This window comes from Nostoc sp. UHCC 0252, from assembly GCF_034931145.1.
GTDB lineage: Bacteria > Cyanobacteriota > Cyanobacteriia > Cyanobacteriales > Nostocaceae > Nostoc.
The window spans coordinates 13117-30457 of the sequence record NZ_JAYGHE010000063.1; the positions used below are offsets into that span (position 1 = coordinate 13117).

General features: G+C 41.2%; 16 protein-coding genes. 7 read left to right on the forward strand and 9 right to left on the reverse strand.

The genetic code is table 11. The features are described from left to right. Window positions 1-221 precede the first annotated feature (221 nt). On the forward strand, window positions 222-368 hold the full coding sequence (locus tag VB732_RS26835; RefSeq protein WP_323233922.1) for a hypothetical protein: 147 nt from the start codon (window positions 222-224) through the stop codon (window positions 366-368). 77 nt (window positions 369-445) lie between these two features. Here VB732_RS26835 and VB732_RS26840 read toward each other — a convergent pair whose 3' ends face one another. Beyond that, window positions 446-775 (reverse strand): hypothetical protein, encoded by a 330-nt coding sequence (locus tag VB732_RS26840; protein WP_323233923.1) that lies wholly within the window; start codon window positions 773-775, stop codon window positions 446-448. A gap of 473 nt (window positions 776-1248) precedes the next feature. Here VB732_RS26840 and VB732_RS26845 point away from each other — a divergent pair, with 473 nt between their 5' ends. Next, window positions 1249-2022, forward strand: a complete 774-nt coding sequence (locus tag VB732_RS26845) for an MlaE family lipid ABC transporter permease subunit (RefSeq protein ID WP_323233924.1) — start codon at window positions 1249-1251, stop codon at window positions 2020-2022. A gap of 230 nt (window positions 2023-2252) precedes the next feature. Here the strand turns inward: VB732_RS26845 and VB732_RS26850 are convergent, their stop codons facing one another. After that, entirely contained in the window at window positions 2253-2684 is a 432-nt protein-coding gene (locus VB732_RS26850) for a hypothetical protein (protein WP_323233925.1), read from the reverse strand. A 295-nt stretch (window positions 2685-2979) separates the two neighbouring features. After that, window positions 2980-4107 carry an ABC transporter ATP-binding protein gene (locus VB732_RS26855; protein ID WP_323233926.1) on the reverse strand — a complete coding sequence of 376 codons (1128 nt, stop codon included), beginning with the start codon at window positions 4105-4107 and terminating at the stop codon, window positions 2980-2982. Window positions 4108-4396: 289 nt separating this feature from the next. On the opposite strand from VB732_RS26855, the gene mrdA reads away from it, so the two are divergent. Then, window positions 4397-6211: a penicillin-binding protein 2 gene (gene mrdA, locus VB732_RS26860; protein WP_323233927.1), complete on the forward strand. Its 1815-nt coding sequence runs from the start codon at window positions 4397-4399 to the stop codon at window positions 6209-6211. Between the two features lie 72 nt (window positions 6212-6283). On the opposite strand, the gene VB732_RS26865 is transcribed toward mrdA, so the two are convergent. Beyond that, window positions 6284-7372: a RuBisCO accumulation factor 1 gene (locus tag VB732_RS26865; protein WP_323233928.1), complete on the reverse strand. Its 1089-nt coding sequence runs from the start codon at window positions 7370-7372 to the stop codon at window positions 6284-6286. Between the two features lie 448 nt (window positions 7373-7820). On the opposite strand from VB732_RS26865, the gene VB732_RS26870 reads away from it, so the two are divergent. Continuing rightward, complete coding sequence (locus tag VB732_RS26870; protein ID WP_323233929.1) at window positions 7821-8015, forward strand: DUF2256 domain-containing protein; 195 nt, start codon at window positions 7821-7823, stop codon at window positions 8013-8015. Further along, on the forward strand, window positions 8015-8968 hold the full coding sequence (locus VB732_RS26875; RefSeq protein ID WP_323233930.1) for an isoaspartyl peptidase/L-asparaginase: 954 nt from the start codon (window positions 8015-8017) through the stop codon (window positions 8966-8968). The genes VB732_RS26870 and VB732_RS26875 overlap by 1 nt, the downstream gene beginning before the upstream one ends. Here the strand turns inward: VB732_RS26875 and VB732_RS26880 are convergent. The 4 genes from VB732_RS26880 to VB732_RS26895 form a co-directional block, all read right to left on the reverse strand. Next, window positions 8959-9381 (reverse strand): DUF29 family protein, encoded by a 423-nt coding sequence (locus VB732_RS26880; RefSeq protein WP_323233931.1) that lies wholly within the window; start codon window positions 9379-9381, stop codon window positions 8959-8961. The genes VB732_RS26875 and VB732_RS26880 overlap by 10 nt on opposite strands. A gap of 111 nt (window positions 9382-9492) precedes the next feature. Then, a complete protein-coding gene (glmU, locus tag VB732_RS26885; RefSeq protein ID WP_323233932.1) occupies window positions 9493-10872 on the reverse strand; it encodes a bifunctional UDP-N-acetylglucosamine diphosphorylase/glucosamine-1-phosphate N-acetyltransferase GlmU in 1380 nt (459 codons plus the stop codon). Between the two features lie 181 nt (window positions 10873-11053). Then, on the reverse strand, window positions 11054-12295 hold the full coding sequence (locus tag VB732_RS26890; RefSeq protein ID WP_323233933.1) for a two-component system response regulator: 1242 nt from the start codon (window positions 12293-12295) through the stop codon (window positions 11054-11056). Window positions 12296-12819: 524 nt separating this feature from the next. Beyond that, window positions 12820-13740 (reverse strand): tRNA (5-methylaminomethyl-2-thiouridine)(34)-methyltransferase MnmD, encoded by a 921-nt coding sequence (locus tag VB732_RS26895; protein ID WP_323233934.1) that lies wholly within the window; start codon window positions 13738-13740, stop codon window positions 12820-12822. 26 nt (window positions 13741-13766) lie between these two features. Between VB732_RS26895 and VB732_RS26900 the strand changes: the two genes are divergently transcribed. After that, the gene (locus tag VB732_RS26900; RefSeq protein ID WP_323233935.1) at window positions 13767-14588 is read left to right on the forward strand and encodes a sulfurtransferase; all 822 of its coding nucleotides are present in this window, start codon (window positions 13767-13769) and stop codon (window positions 14586-14588) included. 125 nt (window positions 14589-14713) lie between these two features. On the opposite strand, the gene VB732_RS26905 is transcribed toward VB732_RS26900, so the two are convergent. Then, on the reverse strand, window positions 14714-15988 hold the full coding sequence (locus VB732_RS26905) for a hypothetical protein (protein WP_323233936.1): 1275 nt from the start codon (window positions 15986-15988) through the stop codon (window positions 14714-14716). Between the two features lie 544 nt (window positions 15989-16532). On the opposite strand from VB732_RS26905, the gene VB732_RS26910 reads away from it, so the two are divergent. Then, a partial coding sequence (locus VB732_RS26910; RefSeq protein ID WP_323233937.1) for a FecR family protein occupies window positions 16533-17341 on the forward strand: 809 nt, incomplete at its 3' end.

Genomic DNA, 17341 nt, shown 5'->3' on the forward strand with positions numbered 1-17341 from the left:
ACTAGGTAAAAAATAATTAAATAGAATTAAAATCAAAAACCCAGTCTTAATGACCGGGTTTTTGAGTGAAAACAATGGGGTTATATTCCCCGAAGGTTAGTTATAAGAAGTTCAGTATAATCTCGATGCTCTAATAAGGGATACCACTTGGTTGTTATCGATTTCGGAAAATTAGCTAAAAATTTTTGATTAGTACAGCACGGCATAAATAAACCACCCTTATGGAATGGCTAAAACCCTTATGCAATGGTAATTACGAATTACGCAAAGCGGTACTAGCCTTTATCTTCCAAAACACAGCAACCGACTGGTTGCGTCAGAGTGTAGGATTAAGAAATATTAATTTTATGGCTTTTGCTGATGAATAATGCATTTGGTAGCTGGCAAGAATGGTTAACAGTATTTGCTTATCTAGGTTTTACGGTCTTTATTATCTGGCGCGTCTTTACCGCCGAGAAGAATTAAAAAAGCTGCATATCATTTCACCAGGGCCTTTTTGCTCAAAGGGCAAAACAGCCCCACTTTTTTGAACCCTGACTCGTTCACGGCAATTGTAAACCTCGATGGGTCTTTTGACTCCATCTACGCTAATGGCTGCCTTGTATTCCCAATAATTTTTAGCACTTCGATTGATGCTGAGAATGCAAATCTGGTGAGGTTGGCGTAGCCCGTTATAGTCATCATAATTGCGGCATACAGATGCAAAAGCTGGATGTGCTACGGAGAATGCTAGTATCAATAACAACAAAAAGATTCCTGTTTTGCTCCTGTTCATAAAAAATCATATTAGGGACTTAGTAAAACTAAAATACCAGCTATAACAGTCCGCTTTGATTTCAGAATTTATTTGCTTAAGCAGGCAATAGCAAAGAAGACTCTTTGAGTTGTACTGAGTCTTTCACACAATCAAATATCAGGATTTACGCAAATAATAGCCAAAACCCTGATTAGCAGGTAGAGGCAATTCATGAATTGCCCTAGAGGGCGTGTGGTTTTGCGTAAGTCCTAAAATGTGAGTCCTATAGACAATTTGTATTTAGCAGAAAAGTCTCAAAATTGATTGTGTTCATGTACCATACGCTAATACCAATTCGTAATATCCTGCGGGAAGCCGGACTTCGTGCGTCTACGTAATTGAGAAAATCAGATTACATCTGGCTGGGTTCCCACCATTTGTATCTGGAGTCTTATTTTGGAGAATTGATATAAAAATATTTGCAAAAAAAGCCAGTCTTAAGGACGACAAAATTGCGACTAAAAAAAAATTTTGAGCAATCTCAGATTGCACGTTGTTGTGCGGCATTACTGCTTTTCGGTCAAGTGTGGCTACATTTACTCCAGGGAAAAACTTACTACCGCAAAATTATGCAACATTTGGTGACTGCTGGGCCCGGTTCTGTCTCGCCAGTTCTCCTTGTTAGCGTTTTTGCAGGAATGATTTTTACTATTCAGACTGCTAGAGAATTAGTCAAATTTGGGGCTGTGAATGCTGTGGGAGGTGCTTTTGCCTTAGCTTTTTGTAGAGAATTGGCTCCAATTTTGACTGCTAGTATTATGGCGGGACAAGTAGGCTCTGCTTTTGCAGCAGAAATAGGTGCAATGCAGGTGACAGAACAAATTGATGCACTTTATATGCTCAAAACTGATCCCATTGATTATCTAGTTCTTCCTAGAATAATTGCTTGTTGCTTGATGGTGCCTTTAATGACAGTTTTGGCTTTAGTTACTGGCATTATTGGCGGAGTTTTTGCTGGATGGTACTTTTACCAAATTCTTCCTGAAACATTTTTAGAATCAGTCAGAAATTTTTTAGAACCATCAGATTTGTTTATTATTTTGCTAAAAGGGTTTATTTTTGGACTGCTGGTTGCTGTCATTGGCTGTAGTTGGGGTTTAACTACCAAGGGAGGAGCCAAGGAAGTAGGAGAATCGGCAACAAAAGCAGTTGTGACTAGTTGGGTATCCATTTTTATCATGGATTTTTTCCTTTCTATACTGCTATTTGAACAGCCTGCATTTTGAAGCCAAGCAAGTATTGAAAAAAAAATTCCTGACTTTTTAAAAAGTTGGGAATTTTAACTAAAAATAAATATTTAGGTAATACCAATTATGTATTAAGATTTGCCAGGCTATTGAGTATAAGTAAAAAAACTAATCGAAGAGGACGCAAAGAAAGAATAGGTCAAAAATTTTGGTGTAGTCAATCGTGGGCATCGCTAGTTTTTGAGTAGAGTTCATCAATTTAACATAACTTAGGAATATATTAACTTGTAGATTAGTCCACCCAAAGCTAAACCTGTCAATGAAAAGATAGATGTAGTCAAAAAAGCTAGCCCTTCCCTAAGACCTGCTCGTTGAAAGTCTATTCTGACTAATATAGTTGCTGAAATGATGAGTAAAGTATCAAGAAATACCCGAAACCAGGCAATCATAACAAAAAATAAGAAAGCTGCTAAGACGGCAATGCCGAATGACCTAGTATTTGATTTAAAGACAATATTCAAATAATGTGTCATTTGTACCCCAGGAATGGTCAACGTTACTACTAAAAGCAAGATACCAACTACAGTCACTAGCCACACAAACAGAGGGGCGCGTGTTTCAGATATTACCCAGCCTAAAGTACTGTAACTAAGCAGTACTAACGCCAGGGACACCCAAGGAACTGTTTTCAAAATTGGCATGGGTTAATATTCCTAATCCAGGGTCAATAAGAGGAAAAGGGGCAGGAAGCGGGGAGCGAGGGGGAAATTCTCATACATAGGGCTTGCTGAAAGTTTGGACGTATTATTTCTCGTCTTACAGTCGTTCGCGCAGCGTGCCGTAGGCATAACAAATATTTTTACTTTTGGGCATAAATAAATTTAGGGCTGTTGAAACCCTTGTGGCAGATGAATTATAGTATCTTTACCCCTGATCCCTTTCTCCTGCTCCCCTGCCTTTTAGGTTAAGGTCTTATTCCATTATTGAATCTTATAACTATTGACTAATAGCTAAACAATCATTTTCTGTCCACCAAGCGTAGATGGGGGTGTCGCGGTCTGGTAAAGCACCAAAAGTATTAGGTTGCAACACATTAATCCTAATGCCATTTGTTAATTCCACAATGTAATTAACATGTGTACCCAAATACATAACAGTGAAAAGCCGTCCTTCAAAGCAGTTAGTTGGCAAATTAGGTGGATAAAGGGAAAGCTGTATTTTTTCTGGGCGCACACTCACTACTACCGCTTGTGATAATTTAAATGGTGTATCTTCAGCGCGGCTACTGATAATTGAGAGTCCGGTTTTGGTTGAGATTTTAATAGTTGAGGAGTCTACCTCTACTATTTCACCACTGAATAAATTAGTATCGCCAATAAAATCAGCTACAAAAGATGTCTGGGGACGTTCGTAAATTTGGCTGGGAGTGCCAACTTGTTCAATTTTGCCTTGGTTCATTACGGCAATGCGATCGCTTAAAGATAATGCTTCTTCTTGGTCGTGTGTCACCATCACAAAGGTTACTCCCAAGTCTTTGTGTAAATTTGATAACTCAACCTGCATTTCTTTACGTAGTTTTAAATCTAACGCCCCTAGAGGTTCATCCAGTAATACAACGGTGGGACGGTTGACTAAAGCCCTTGCTAAGGCGACTCGCTGCTGCTGACCGCCTGAAAGTTGACTGGGAAAGCGCGATCGCAAACTTTCCATTTTCACTAACTTTAAAGCATCTTGGACTCTAATTTCAATTTCCGATTTGCGGATTTTTTTTAACCGCAGTCCAAAGGCGATGTTATCCCAGACATTCAGGTGATTAAATAAAGCGTAACTTTGAAATACAGTATTGACGGGTCGGCGGTAAGGCGGCACATTAGTCATAGACTGACCCTGAATCAACACTTTGCCAGCATCAGCGATTTCAAAGCCAGCAATTAAGCGCAGTGTTGTTGTTTTACCACAACCGGAGGGGCCTAAAATACTAAAAAATTCTCCCTGTCTGACATCCAAATCTATTCCATGTACTGCTGGTTCTTGGTTAAAAAACTTGAACACGTTACGCAGTTCAACATCAAGTGGCTGAAAGCTTGTTATCCCCCTCTGATTTTGTATGACGATTTGGGCCATAGTCTTTAGTAGAATGCCGTGATATTACGTAATTTTGTCAATAGTCTATTGGGCAGACTATATTTGACACTTTGGTTTATTGTATCCGCCAAAAACAATTGTTCAAGAATATACTTGCCTAATTATTTCATACCCAGTACTACTTCCTAATTTATGGTAAATGTATATACTTATGTACGTAGTTAGACAATCTTTGATGAAGCTAATCAGCATTAAAATTGCATATTAGCGCTTGCCAAAAGGCTGGCTATGATCGTGTTTATTCATTTTGAATTTTGAATTGATACTTATGTCTTTATTCCCATCAATTGGCAGCAAAAAAGATACACGTACAGTTGGACAGGGTTTCCAGCCAATATTTTTAATTGTATTTACTCTATTGATGCTGACCGGAATCAGCGTTCGTTTGGCATATTTGCAAATTACTGAAGGAGCGAATCACCGAAAACGAGCCGAGTCAAATCGAATTCGGATGATTCCCAAGCAACCAGAACGAGGTAATATTTTTGATCGCAATGGTAAACTTTTAGCCAGCACTCGCTATCCTCGCTCTGTATATTTATGGCCGATGGCACATACAAAGCCTGCGTGGGCGGTTGTGGGAACACGTCTATCTCAAATTCTCGAAGTTCCTCAAGAAGATATAGAAAAGAAATTAGAAGAGGCAGGTGCTAACTCTTCTTCACTTATACGGATTGCTCGTGACTTGGACGAAGCGCAAATTACGGCATTAAAAGAGTATGAAAATGAACTCCAAAATGTAGAAATTCATACAGAAGCAGTTCGTTATTATCCTCACGGTAGAGAATTAGCTCATGTATTAGGATATACGCGCGAACTGACAGCTGACCAGTTAAAAGAAAAGAAGCAGGAAGGCTACCGATTAGGTGATGTGATTGGTCAAATGGGAGTTGAAAAAGCTTACGAGAAAAGTCTGCGGGGCGAATGGGGCGGTCAGCAGGTAGAAGTGGATGGTGCAGGTAGACCACTCCGGGTTTTGGGGGAGAAGCAAGCGAAAGCTGGTAATGATTTGCACTTGACCATAGATTTAAATATGCAGAAGACAGCAGAAAAAGCTTTGGGCAATCGAGACGGTGCGATCGTGGCACTTGACCCAAAGAATGGTGCTGTTCTAGCAATGGTATCTCACCCTACCTTTGACCCTAATATTTTCTCGAAGCAGAAACTCAGTCAAAAAGATTGGAAAACTGTCCAAGGTGAGGATCATCCTTTGGTCAATCGTGCCCTCAGCGCCTTTCCACCCGCTAGTACCTTCAAAATTGTCACCACCACAGCCGGTTTGGAATCAGGTAAATTTTCTCCTAACACAATCTTGCAAACCTACGGTTCTTTAAGTTTTGGCGGGACTCGATTTGGTGAATGGAATCACGCCGGATTTGGGCCGTTGGGCTTTGTCGGTGCAATGCAGTGGAGTAGTGATACTTTCTTCTATCAAATTGGTCGTGGAGTCGGCGGCCCAACTTTAATTGAATGGACTCGCAAGTATGGATTTGGTAAAAAAACTGGCTTTGAATTTGCCGACGAAGAGGCAAAAGGTTTAGTCCCAGATGAGACATGGAAGCAGAAAGCTTGGAAGATACCTTGGACTGTAGGTGACAGCATTAATATGTCAATTGGTCAAGGTGCTTTACAAACTACACCTTTACAAGTCGCCATCATGTTTGCCGTGCCCGCTAATGGTGGCTACCTAGTCCAGCCGCATTTGCTTAAAGACAATGAAGAAGCAAAAAGCTGGCGAGAATCTTTAAATATGAAGCCAACAACTATAAGTGTTCTCCGTCAGGGACTACGGAAAGTAGTATCTGAAGGTACTGGTAAGGCTTTGATGCAGCCAACAGTTCCTCCAGTCGCTGGTAAAAGTGGCACTGCTGAAGCTTGGAAGGGTCGTGTTAAGCAAAATCATGCTTGGTTTGGTGCTTATGCACCTCTCGAACAACCAGAAGTTGCGATCGTGGCATTTGCTGAACATTCTGGCGGCGGCGGCGGTAGCATTGCTGCGCCGATGATTTTACAAATTATGGAAGAATATTTTCAGCGCAAGTATCCAGGTAAGTACCAGAAACCAGTGCCTGAGAAACGATGAAATTGGGCGTTGGGTATGATTATTCTCTTACCCAGTGCCCAGTCCCTAATTCCCAGTCGCTAGTCCCTTTTACTATTCATCAATCTGCCAGGAATCCTTAGTTAATTCTTCATCTAGAATTTTCTTAGGACGCACAATGATAATAATTTGTCCTAGTAGGGGAATTTCTGGCTCAGTTTCAAACCACTGAAACTGTAATTCACCACCATTTTCAACCACAAAATAGCTTGAGGCATCCCATTCTCGTTTGGCACGATCTACTACAACTACAACAGGCCCTATTTGACTTTGGTTTTGCATGGGGAAGCGATCGCTATTCGCTAAAATCACTACTGGATCTTCTGCTGCTAACAACACTTGCCAACCTGGTAAGGGAACCCAAGCTTGCTCTCCAGAAAACTTAACCAGCCGAAATGGTTCAATTTCTGTCAAAATCGGCACGGCTTGCAAATCTTGTCGTGATAATGGCAACTCGCCAACCACGGGCAAAATTCGGGGTAATTGTTCTTCAAATTCCAGGCGGTAAAAGGGTAAAATTGGCGCTGGACGCTGGGGAACGGTAGTAAAATCAGTCAGTAGCTGTTCGATTTTTTGCCTTGCTGCTGGCGTATGGGCAAAGCGTAAACCTTTGGCAATCAGGCGCGATCGCTGTTGTAAATCTGCATTTTGGCGTGCCAGTTTCCAAACTTGGTGAGCAACGGCATCTCCAGGATGGGCAGAAAATCCTTCTGGCAAAGTGCGGAAATAGGAGAACTCTTTAATGGCTTTTGCTATATCCCGTGCCTCATCAGCATCAACGTTGTGAACGAAGATCAGTTCGGCGGCGGCGGCGCGTTCTTCTTGGGTAAGCAAACGCAGTTCATATAAAACATCACTGCCGCGTGTGGCATAGTGCGATCGCGTTTCTTCTGCTACTCCAAACTTTTCCAAAGAATTATAAACTTGAGAACCAACAACCACTTGATTTTGTTGAATTGGCTCAAATCCAGTTGCCTCAAAAATTTCTTGGGGATTGTAACCGGTTTTTAGCAACGAGGCGATCGCCGTTCCCCATTCCACCCAGCTGCCTTGTTTTTGTCTCAGTCTTCGCAGTAACTCTTGTGCTACATCGTTGGTAGCATTTTCTTCGGGATTCTGAGCGTTGGGTGGTAGATCAGTCATAAGAAAGAATACGCAGTATGGAAAAAACTCAGCGTCTTTAAACCTGAGAGGGAAGCGACACAAACGGTTTTAACCGCAGTTAGTTTTAGGGCTTACGCGAAACAGTTGCTGTAAGGGCAATTTCTGAATTGCTCTAAGAAGAAAATCTTTCTTTTCGGCTATTGTTTGCGTAAGCCCTGAGTTTGAGAAGTGCATTAACACTTCATCAGCAAGTTTAATTCTAATCTAATGCAATTAGTCATTAGTACCAATGACAAATGACTAATGACCAATGACAAATGACCAACTATAGTTTTGTATTCTCATATACATATCTCAAAAATAAATCTCAAGGGAGATTGACATTACATTTTTTCTGTGAAACTTTACTTCCTTTATAGGAAACTGGTTATAATTATTTTCCATCTCCCTCAGAAATCAAATTCTCATATACACACACAGTATTTATATGGGACGTGTTCGTTCTAAATCTGACCTACCTACAAAAATCTGTCCGGTATGTCAACGTCCTTTCACATGGCGTAAAAAGTGGCAAGATTGCTGGGACGATGTGAAATATTGCTCAGAACGTTGTCGTCGTCGCCGTTCTGAAGCTCAAAATGAAACTAACCGCAACATAGACGCAAATAGCGCAGGGGATTAATGGAGTCACAGGTGCAACCTAAATTAATTATTCATGGAGGGGCTGGTAGTTCTCTCCACGGTAAGGGAGGATTAGAGGCGGTGCGCCGATCGCTCCATACAGTAATAGAAGAAGTCTATTCTCTGCTATTGTCAGGGGCAACTGCTTCTGAGGCGGTGGTGCATGGTTGCCAAATGCTCGAAGACAACCCCCGTTTTAATGCTGGTACTGGTTCAGTACTACAATCTGATGGGCAAATCCGTATGAGTGCTTCTTTAATGGATGGCGCATTAGGGCGGTTTAGCGGTGTGATTAATATCTCACGGGTGAAAAATCCCATTGAGTTAGCACAATTTTTACAAAATTCGCCAGATCGAGTTTTATCAGATTTTGGCTCGGCTGAGTTGGCGCGGGAAATGCAACTTCCTAGCTATAACGCTTTAACTGATTTGCGGTTGCAAGAGTGGATACAAGAGCGCCAGGATAATTTTAAAAGCGCAATGGCTGGTGTGGTAGCAGAACCCGAACTGTTAGAAACTAGCAATGCCGGACGTGGAACCATTGGTGTTGTAGCTTTAGATGCATCTGGTAGACTAGCCTCTGGCACTTCTACAGGTGGTAAGGGCTTTGAGCGGATTGGCAGGGTAAGTGATTCTGCAATGCCAGCAGGTAATTATGCTACTAGTAATGCTGGTGTTAGCTGTACTGGCATTGGGGAAGATATCATCGATGAGTGTTTAGCTCCCCGGATTGTGGTGCGTGTCACCGATGGGATGTCCTTGCAAGAAGCGATGCAGCGATCCTTTGGGGAAGCGCACCAAAATAAACGGGATTTGGGAGCGATCGCTTTAGATGTGAGTGGAGCGATCGCTTGGGGCAAAACTAGCGAAATTTTACTTGCCGCCTACCATGACGGCGAAAAAGTTGGTGACACTTTGGAATGGACTGGCAACGAACTAATCGGCTATTGTTGAATCAGTTTCAACGCTTGGGCTAAAGTTTCTTGCTGGTCAACCATTGCGCCTAATTCTTGGGCTTCATAACGCCCTTCAAAAGCTTCTAGCGCCGCTCTTTTCAGTGCCACTTGATATCCTTGTTGCAGAATATCGATTAATTCTGCTTGATTCAAGTAAAAGCCACCGGATTTGCGGCGCTTGTTTATTTTGTTGATTTCGCGCACCGTATTTTCTATCAAAACATCCCAAGAGCGAGTAGAACGTTTTTCAGCCTTTTGTTTAATTAAATGGATGAGCAGAATTACACCATAACTATCAATTTTATTGATTTTGTCACCGAGGCTCATTTCTTCTAACTCATCCACCAACAGCAACGCCTCATGGATTTTGCCTTGTTCTAGAAGTTGCCTAAGTTCTAGCAGTTCTTCCATGTTGTATATTGAGATTTTGGCTTTACTATTAATCTAGCTAGATTAGACAGATTGCAAAAATCCTGGTTTATGCTCTCAAACCAAAGATCAATCGCTATTAGCAGCGATGAATTATTTATGTTGATCTGTGGTTTCATTTTCAACACTTTTTCTTCGCCAACCTAATTTCACCACCTGACGACTACGGGCAATTACTAGAGAATCATCAGGAACATCCTCTGTGACTGTAGAACCAGCTGCAATATAGACATCATTTCCCAAGGTAATTGGCGCTACTAAAACGCTATTGGAACCAGTCTTTGTGCGATCGCCTATTTTGGTACGATGTTTTTTCACGCCGTCATAATTAGCAGTAATTGTACCAGCACCAATATTTACCTGATTACCGACAACGCTATCACCTATATACGACAAATGTGCTGCATTTGTGCGATCGCCTAATTGAGTGTTTTTTAATTCCACAAAATTCCCCACGCGGCAATTAGCACCCACTTGTACCTGACCGCGTAAATGGGCATAAGGGCCGATTCGGCTTCCTGCTTGCACAGTACTATCTGTTACTACTGAATATTGAACTGTGACATTTTCAGCTAACTGGCTATTTTGAATCAAACTTCCCGGGCCGATATGACTTCCCTTTTGAATCAACGTATTTCCCCGCAGATGAGTTTGGGGTTCAATAATTATATCCGGCTGTAATTCTACAGTTTCATCAATGGTGATACTTGTGGGGTCGATGAGGGTAACACCCGCCAGCATCCATTTTTCTTTGACTCGTTTTTGCAAAATTTCCGATGCTGTTGCTAGTTGCAGGCGATCGTTGATGCCGAGAATTTCTTGGTAATCTTCCACATCCACTGCCGTAACTTTTCCCACTTGAGTCACGGCATCAGTGAGATAGTATTCTTTTTGGGCATTGTTTGCCTGGAGGTGCGGAAGTACCTTTGCCAAATCTGGCCAGCGAAAGCAATAAACCCCAGCGTTAATCCGGTGATTTTCTCTTTGAGCAGCAGTACAATCTTTGTGTTCAACTATTTGCTGCACAATATTTTCATCGTTACAAAAAACTCGCCCGTAGCCTGTGGGATCGGGTAGGTGCGAGGTAAGGATGGTGGCAGCATTCTGATTTTGGGCGTGAGTTTGTAACATCTGCTTGAGAGTTTCGCTGCGTATCAACGGTAAATCGCCGTTAAGGATCAGCAAATCCCCAGTGTAATCTTCCAAGTGGGGCAGTAACTGCTGGATGGCGTGGCCTGTTCCCAATTGCACAGTTTGTTCGACAAACTCCAAATCAGGAATTGAATGCATGGCGGCTTGCACTTCTTCGGATTGATATCCCACAATTACGATTCGCCGGGAGGGAGAAAGTGGTTCTACACTTTCCAGAACTCTCTCCACTAGCGATCGCCCACCCAAAGAATGTAAAACCTTGGGTAAGCTTGATTTCATCCGTGTGCCGCGTCCTGCCGCTAGAATTGCTACAACTACCATAATTAGCTATCAGCTATCAGTGAAATTGTGATTAATGCTGTTGTTGGTACTTTAAGATGTAGGCTCAAATCATACCAGCTAATCATAGAAGACTGAAATATACAATGAGTTAGGAGAAGTACTTTCGTAAAATTTGGAGACTATAGTAACAATTCCCGCTCATTCCAGCAGTGATAAATCATTATCCGACACTTTTTCCCTCACAAGATCGAATAAACTTTGCAAACTGCTGCATTAGTTTGGGATTACGCCAGCCGGAATCTACTTCTTTTTGCATTACAGAAAGTGCTTCTGCGAAACTAAAAGCTCTTTTGTAAGGTCGTTCACTAGTTAAAGCATCGTAAATATCAATTAACTGAAATACTTGTGCCAAATAGGGAATATCATCTCCCTTGAGTCCATCGGGGTAGCCTGAACCATCCCAACGTTCGTGGTGATGGCGAATGATAGGAATTACACCCCGCATACTGCGTAATGGCTTACAGATTTTTTCTCCAATCAAAACATGCTGCTTCATCACCTCCCAATCTGCGGAGGTGAGTTGGTCTTTTTTCAGCAGCACTGCATCAGGAATACCCACCTTGCCGATATCGTGGAGATAACCACCCCACCGCAAATCTCGAATTTGGTAGCGTGAGAGGTTGAGGTATTCACCAAAAACTTGTCCCAGTTTTAACAGGCGTTCACAATGGTTGCCTGTATTAGGATCGCGGCTTTCAATGGCCATGGCGATGGAAAATAGTACTTGTTCGGCATGGTCTAAATCTTCGTTTAGACGCTTCTGCCGTACCAAAGACTTCACACGCGCCGCCAGTTCCACACGATCAAAGGGTTTGGTGAGAAAATCATCCGCCCCAACTTCAATCCCCCGAATGCGCGATCGCCTATCATTTAATGCTGTGATAAAAATCACTGGAATTAGCCTAGTCTGCTCATCCTGTTTAAGCAATTGGCAAACTTCAAATCCATCCATTCCTGGCATCATCACATCCAGCAAAATCAAATCTGGTTGTTTTTGAGTAACTAATCCTACAACAGTAGAACCACTGTCTGCCTCAATCACTTCATATCCTTCCATCCCCAACAAGGCAACAGCAGTCATCCGACTAGCGGCATGATCGTCAACAACTAAAACCTTCGGCGGATCTAAATCAAACCCATTCACTTTAGAACCTTTGACTTGTAGTGTTCTAGAGACCAATGAATCATCACCACAATTAGCATCAACTTTTACCCAAGAAGACACAGCTTGGCTATCCTTAAGCATAAGGCTTTCTTGGGATAAGCCTAAAGAACAGGCCTCCACATTATTTTGCAATCCTACAGCATGATTTGAACCGATACTCTTTACTGTGTTAGTGGGGTTTTGTCCACTAACCATTTGTTCTGTAAAGCCTGTATGGTTGGATTTCCATTGAATCACAAAGGCACTCCAAGTTTTTGTACAAGTTAACAGTGTCAGATTTCCAAAACAAATTTAATATTTAGCTGTATCTGAGTTCGAGTTTTCATAGGGATTATGGATGATGTCAATCTGCTATCTGACTTTTTCGCAGTATGTATCTTTTATCTTACGAACAAGGGATATCTTGTTGTCAAATTTTTTGCTTCTAATTCCAGTATGATGAATTGGCACAAATCTTAAATCCGGTTTATTACGGAGTTTTTTTGGAAAAAAGCCCCAGAAAGCACTGCAATTGCTTGCTTTATATCAAAATATAGGGTATTCATTTAGAAATCTTTATCGTAATCATTAAGTACACATATTTTTACTTACTGAGTTATTGTAATACTCAAGCACTGCTAAATAGTATGTAAAATTAGATACTATCATAATTTTTATTTATTTGCATCGGAAAAACTTGTTGCCTTAGCATCTGGAAAGCAAATCAGAATTTTTAGAAAATGAAAATATAAATAATGTTTCTAGAATTAAAGAATGAGGAACTACTTTGTTCCAATAAAATCTCTGCCTTGTGTTCCCAATAACCACCTTTTTCGCCAACGGGAAGTAGGTTCGAGTGAAGAAGTTTTTTGTTCTTGTTGTCGGCGCATCACTATGACTTCGGTTGAATCGCTCAATTCGGGATCGCGATAGGGAATAGCAGCACGGGTTAGCAAGTGTTCTTTTTCAATTTGTGAGAGGGAAGGCAGTACTGAGTAATTTTGAACTCCCGTACTCATAGAATGGGCTGCCACAGTACCAGGCGATCGCCTACCCACGGGTGAGGTAGAACCTACCACCAAACCAGCAGACAAAAGTGCTGTACGGACAGCAGCAGCACAAGAATAGGTGGCTAATAAACCATTTTGATGTAAACACAATGACAGTTGTTTAACAAATTCAACAGTCCATAATTGAGGACACTGTGGTGGAGAAAAGGGATCAAGGAAAATGGCATCTGCCGAGAAATTCGACTGATGTACTAGCGCGATCGCAGTTCTAGCATCACCAATTAGTAGCTTTGCTTTCAGGCGAGGTGTTTGCACTTGATACTCAAAAGCTAGCTGGGACAATATTTGAGTATAGTTACAGTTCCAATTGTCGAATAAGTGATGAGCGATCGCAGCTTGTGGCACTGTTGGATTCACTTCTAAACCAATTACTTCCACATAACAACTGGGATTCACTGCCCAAATTGCCTCCAAAGCGGTAGCTGTGTTGTATCCTAGACCATAACAAATATCCAATAGTCGCAAGACTGGTTTTTGAGCGGCTGTAGCCAGTTGAGTTGGTTCTACAAACTTAAAAAAACTTTCCTGCCTAGCTCCATAATGGCTGTGAAAGGATTCACCAAACTCTTGAGACACAAAGGTGAAAGAACCATCTGCTGTGAGCTTAGGTGTAAAATTTTCTAAGTCTGACATTTTGCAAAAAAACTAAATAATGACCAATGCCCAATAACCAATTCGTTATTTCACCAGCTTGGCTATTTGAACATTTAGAAGATCCGCAAGTCGTTATTGTTGATTGTCGCTTTTCTTTAGCCGATCCACAACTAGGACGGCAACAGTACCAAGCAAACCATATTAAAGGATCGTATTATCTAGATTTGAATCAGGATCTTTCCAGTCCAGTAGGTAAACATGGTGGGAGACATCCTCTACCTAACCCTAACCATATAGCTGAAAAATTTGCCGCAATTGGGGTAAATTACCAAAAAACTCTAGTTGTCGCTTATGATGATTCGCGCTTTGCTTTTGCATCTCGTTTGTGGTGGCTGTTGCGCTATCTCGGACATGAGCAAGTCGCGGTACTAGATGGAGGCTTTGCTGAATGGCAAAAAGCTGGTTATCCGGTTACAGATGTGGTTCCTCAACCCCAAAAGGGTGAATTTGTCGCTCAAGTACAAACAGAAAAAGTGGTAGATATTACTGTAGTGAAAAGTTGCAAAGATAGCCACGAAGTAGTATTGGTAGATTCGAGAGAAAGCGATCGCTATCGAGGTGAACGAGAACCAATTGATAAAATTGCTGGACATATTCCTGGTGCAGTCAACTATCCTTGGCAAGAAGTTACAGACTCTTCTGGCTACCTACTCCCTCAAGAGGAGCAACGCCGTCGGTGGGAACAGTTAGAAACAGCCGAAGAAATCTTGGTTTATTGCGGTTCTGGTGTTACTGCTTGTGTAAATTTACTTTCTTTAGAATTAGCTGGCATTAGCAAAGGTAAACTTTATGCTGGTAGCTGGAGTGATTGGATTTCATATTTATAAGTTATTGGTCATTGATCATTGGTCACTTGTACTGAGCGACTTGTGCCGAAGTAAGCCGAGGTAAGTCGAAGTATTGGCCATTAGTCATTAGTCATTGTTTTTTGACAAATGACTAATGACAAATTTCAAAACCGACCTAATTGCAAACTGTAATTAATACTGAAGAACCAGGCATCAAAATCAATATTTTCGACGGTTGAACTACCTAAACTTACCCCAGCCTGTACATTCATATTAGTAGTATCGGATATTCGGTAATTTAAGTGCCCAAACAGGCGATAAAATTCGTCTTCCCGATCGCGCTGTGTAAAGTCCGATAAGTTCATCTGGTAGTTAATACCAACCTGGAGAGGCTTTTGCAAGTAGTAGTTTAGAGATATCCAAAAGGAATTAATTATCCGATCGCGACTTTGGGGGTCAGCAAAATTTATACTTAATTCATAAAAGGTATCTAGCGTTAATTTTGAAGTTAATGGATCTCGCCGTCCCAAAGACAGTTGCAGGGAATTCTCATTTAAAAAGCGATCGCTGCTATTAGCATAAAATAGCTGTTGATTGCTCCAACTGAGTTCTCCATACATTCGCTGGGATAGCTGCTGGTAAACACTGAGATTGAATCTTAGCTGGTTGTAATGGTATTGTGACTGATTTATATAACGAATCAGATTGCCATCTATTGAGCCGTTAAAAAAAGTCTTAGATCCCAAAGGTAAATATGCAGAGGTTAGCGTCAGTCCAGAAATAATTAAACCATCTTCTATGGGACTATCATCTGAGGAGAAAATATTAGTCGTCTGGAAGTAACCGACACGGGCCTGTAGATAGCCTATGGGTTTAAACTTAGGTACGGGTTGTTCTATCGCTGGAAGAGGAGGCAATTCTAGGGGTCGTAGCCTTATCCGTAAGCCCAATTCGCGATCGCTATCAGACTCAGGGGATGATTTTGGCGATCGTAGAAGCTCTATTAGCCTCTCTCGCCTTTGGGAATAATTTATATCAGGTGTATTTAATAATTCCTCTTTTGAATCTGAAGGAGATGTAGGCAAAATACTCGGCTGCGATTCTAGCGGTGGCGGGTCATTTTGCTTTTGAGTATCCCCAAATTCTTCGGTTGGGTCTTGATCGGTTTGTGTAGTTTCGGGTGTTTGCTGTGCCACATTCAACGGCATCTGGGAGTCTAAAGTTTGTGACTCACTCGACTGCTGGCACAAAGAGTTAATTACTCTCTGTTGCAATTTCTGACATAGCTGATCAGTTACCTGTGTACTTGCTACATTTTTAGAACGCCAAATCTCTGTATTTGCAGATTCTGCTGCATCTACTCTAATGCAACACCAGCTTCCACCGATGGACGCTAACAAGATACAAAAAAACAAATTATTCCAGTTTTTGAGTCGCATCTGTTAGATTGCGCTGATCGCATTTGGCCAACGTAGACCCACAAGCTGTATCAGAAGTTCCGACTCAGAAGATACAATTGAGTGCATTTATCTTAACCTTGTAAGTATATACTGAAACTACAAACTGATATTGCTGATTTTCGGATGATCTTAGATTTTTTTGCAAATCTGACATAATCCGGTACTGTCCATTCTGCTCAACTTTAGTGGGGTATTGTCCTAGAGTTACTTCACAACACATCCCTAACAACTTCTTATCCCTGTAACTGATCTGATTAGAATTGATAATATGTAAGGTATTTCTCATTTAATCATCGATATCAAATACTAACTTCGAAATTTGCAGCAGGCTTTCTTGTATATAATGTCAACTTAAAGATAAAAACTTAAATAGATTAAAGAAATTATTCATTTTTATTTATTAATTTTAGACTTAGACTAAAAATAAAGATAATTTTAATAAATTACTCATTACAACAATTATCAGCAGTTTTAATCTCTAGTTTTTTGGTATTAGCTGAAGTTCACAAATAATTATCAAACTATGTCTTATAAATCATTTCCACTATTGGTGATTGGTTTATGGGGAGTTATAGTACTGCCTTTGCCAAATAGGGTAAGTGCCATAACTCCTCTAACGCGAGCAGAAATTCAGGATCTCCGCAACATAGTACAACTGATACCCAAAGATAAACGAAAGAAACGTCCTGCACGTAAATTAGATGCAATGACTCCTGGGGACGGGGTGGCAACTGGTCGAGCTTCACTAGCAGATTTGCGTTTCAATGATGGCTCCTTGGCACGAGTTGGAGAACAGGCGTTATTTCAATTTTTGCCGAAGACACGTGACTTTAGACTTTCAAACGGGACTGTGTTGTTACTCATCCCACCAGGAAGGGGGCAAACACGTATACAAACACCAAGTGCAGCAGCAGCAATTCGTGGTTCAGCATTATTTGTACGCTATGACCAACGAACAGACACCACAATTGTGGGTGCGCTAACAAATAGTGGTATTGAAGTTTCTAACAAAGATGCTTCTGAAACTAAGCTGCTAGAAGCAGGGCAAATGGTGATTCTAGTTAAAGGGAAATTTGATAGGTTATATGATTTTGATCTGAGAAATTTTTATGAAACAAGCCAACTAGTTCGGGAACTTGATTTGAACAGGCAAAGTCCTGTGCCTACACCTGATCCTGCAATCACCAGTGTTCAAGCCGAAACTACTGCGGCTTTGAAAGCACAGCAACCTATAACAGGTAAGGGAGTAATTGAAAATCCCTCTTTTGTACAGCTAACTCCTATACCCGTAACCTCAACTACAACAAAACCTAAAACCTCAACTACAACAAA

What these genes read in the sequence shown, in the direction of transcription:
- VB732_RS26905 (WP_323233936.1), bottom strand. Translation starts at nt 15,988, where the DNA reads ATGCGACTCAAAAACTGGAATAATTTGTTTTTTTGTATCTTGTTAGCG.
- VB732_RS26865 (WP_323233928.1), bottom strand. Translation starts at nt 7,372, where the DNA reads ATGACTGATCTACCACCCAACGCTCAGAATCCCGAAGAAAATGCTACC.
- VB732_RS26835 (WP_323233922.1), top strand. Translation starts at nt 222, where the DNA reads ATGGAATGGCTAAAACCCTTATGCAATGGTAATTACGAATTACGCAAA.
- VB732_RS26850 (WP_323233925.1), bottom strand. Translation starts at nt 2,684, where the DNA reads ATGCCAATTTTGAAAACAGTTCCTTGGGTGTCCCTGGCGTTAGTACTG.
- VB732_RS26855 (WP_323233926.1), bottom strand. Translation starts at nt 4,107, where the DNA reads ATGGCCCAAATCGTCATACAAAATCAGAGGGGGATAACAAGCTTTCAG.
- glmU (WP_323233932.1), bottom strand. Translation starts at nt 10,872, where the DNA reads ATGGTAGTTGTAGCAATTCTAGCGGCAGGACGCGGCACACGGATGAAA.
- VB732_RS26870 (WP_323233929.1), top strand. Translation starts at nt 7,821, where the DNA reads ATGGGACGTGTTCGTTCTAAATCTGACCTACCTACAAAAATCTGTCCG.
- VB732_RS26880 (WP_323233931.1), bottom strand. Translation starts at nt 9,381, where the DNA reads ATGGAAGAACTGCTAGAACTTAGGCAACTTCTAGAACAAGGCAAAATC.
- mrdA (WP_323233927.1), top strand. Translation starts at nt 4,397, where the DNA reads ATGTCTTTATTCCCATCAATTGGCAGCAAAAAAGATACACGTACAGTT.
- VB732_RS26900 (WP_323233935.1), top strand. Translation starts at nt 13,767, where the DNA reads ATGCCCAATAACCAATTCGTTATTTCACCAGCTTGGCTATTTGAACAT.
- VB732_RS26840 (WP_323233923.1), bottom strand. Translation starts at nt 775, where the DNA reads ATGAACAGGAGCAAAACAGGAATCTTTTTGTTGTTATTGATACTAGCA.
- VB732_RS26875 (WP_323233930.1), top strand. Translation starts at nt 8,015, where the DNA reads ATGGAGTCACAGGTGCAACCTAAATTAATTATTCATGGAGGGGCTGGT.
- VB732_RS26895 (WP_323233934.1), bottom strand. Translation starts at nt 13,740, where the DNA reads ATGTCAGACTTAGAAAATTTTACACCTAAGCTCACAGCAGATGGTTCT.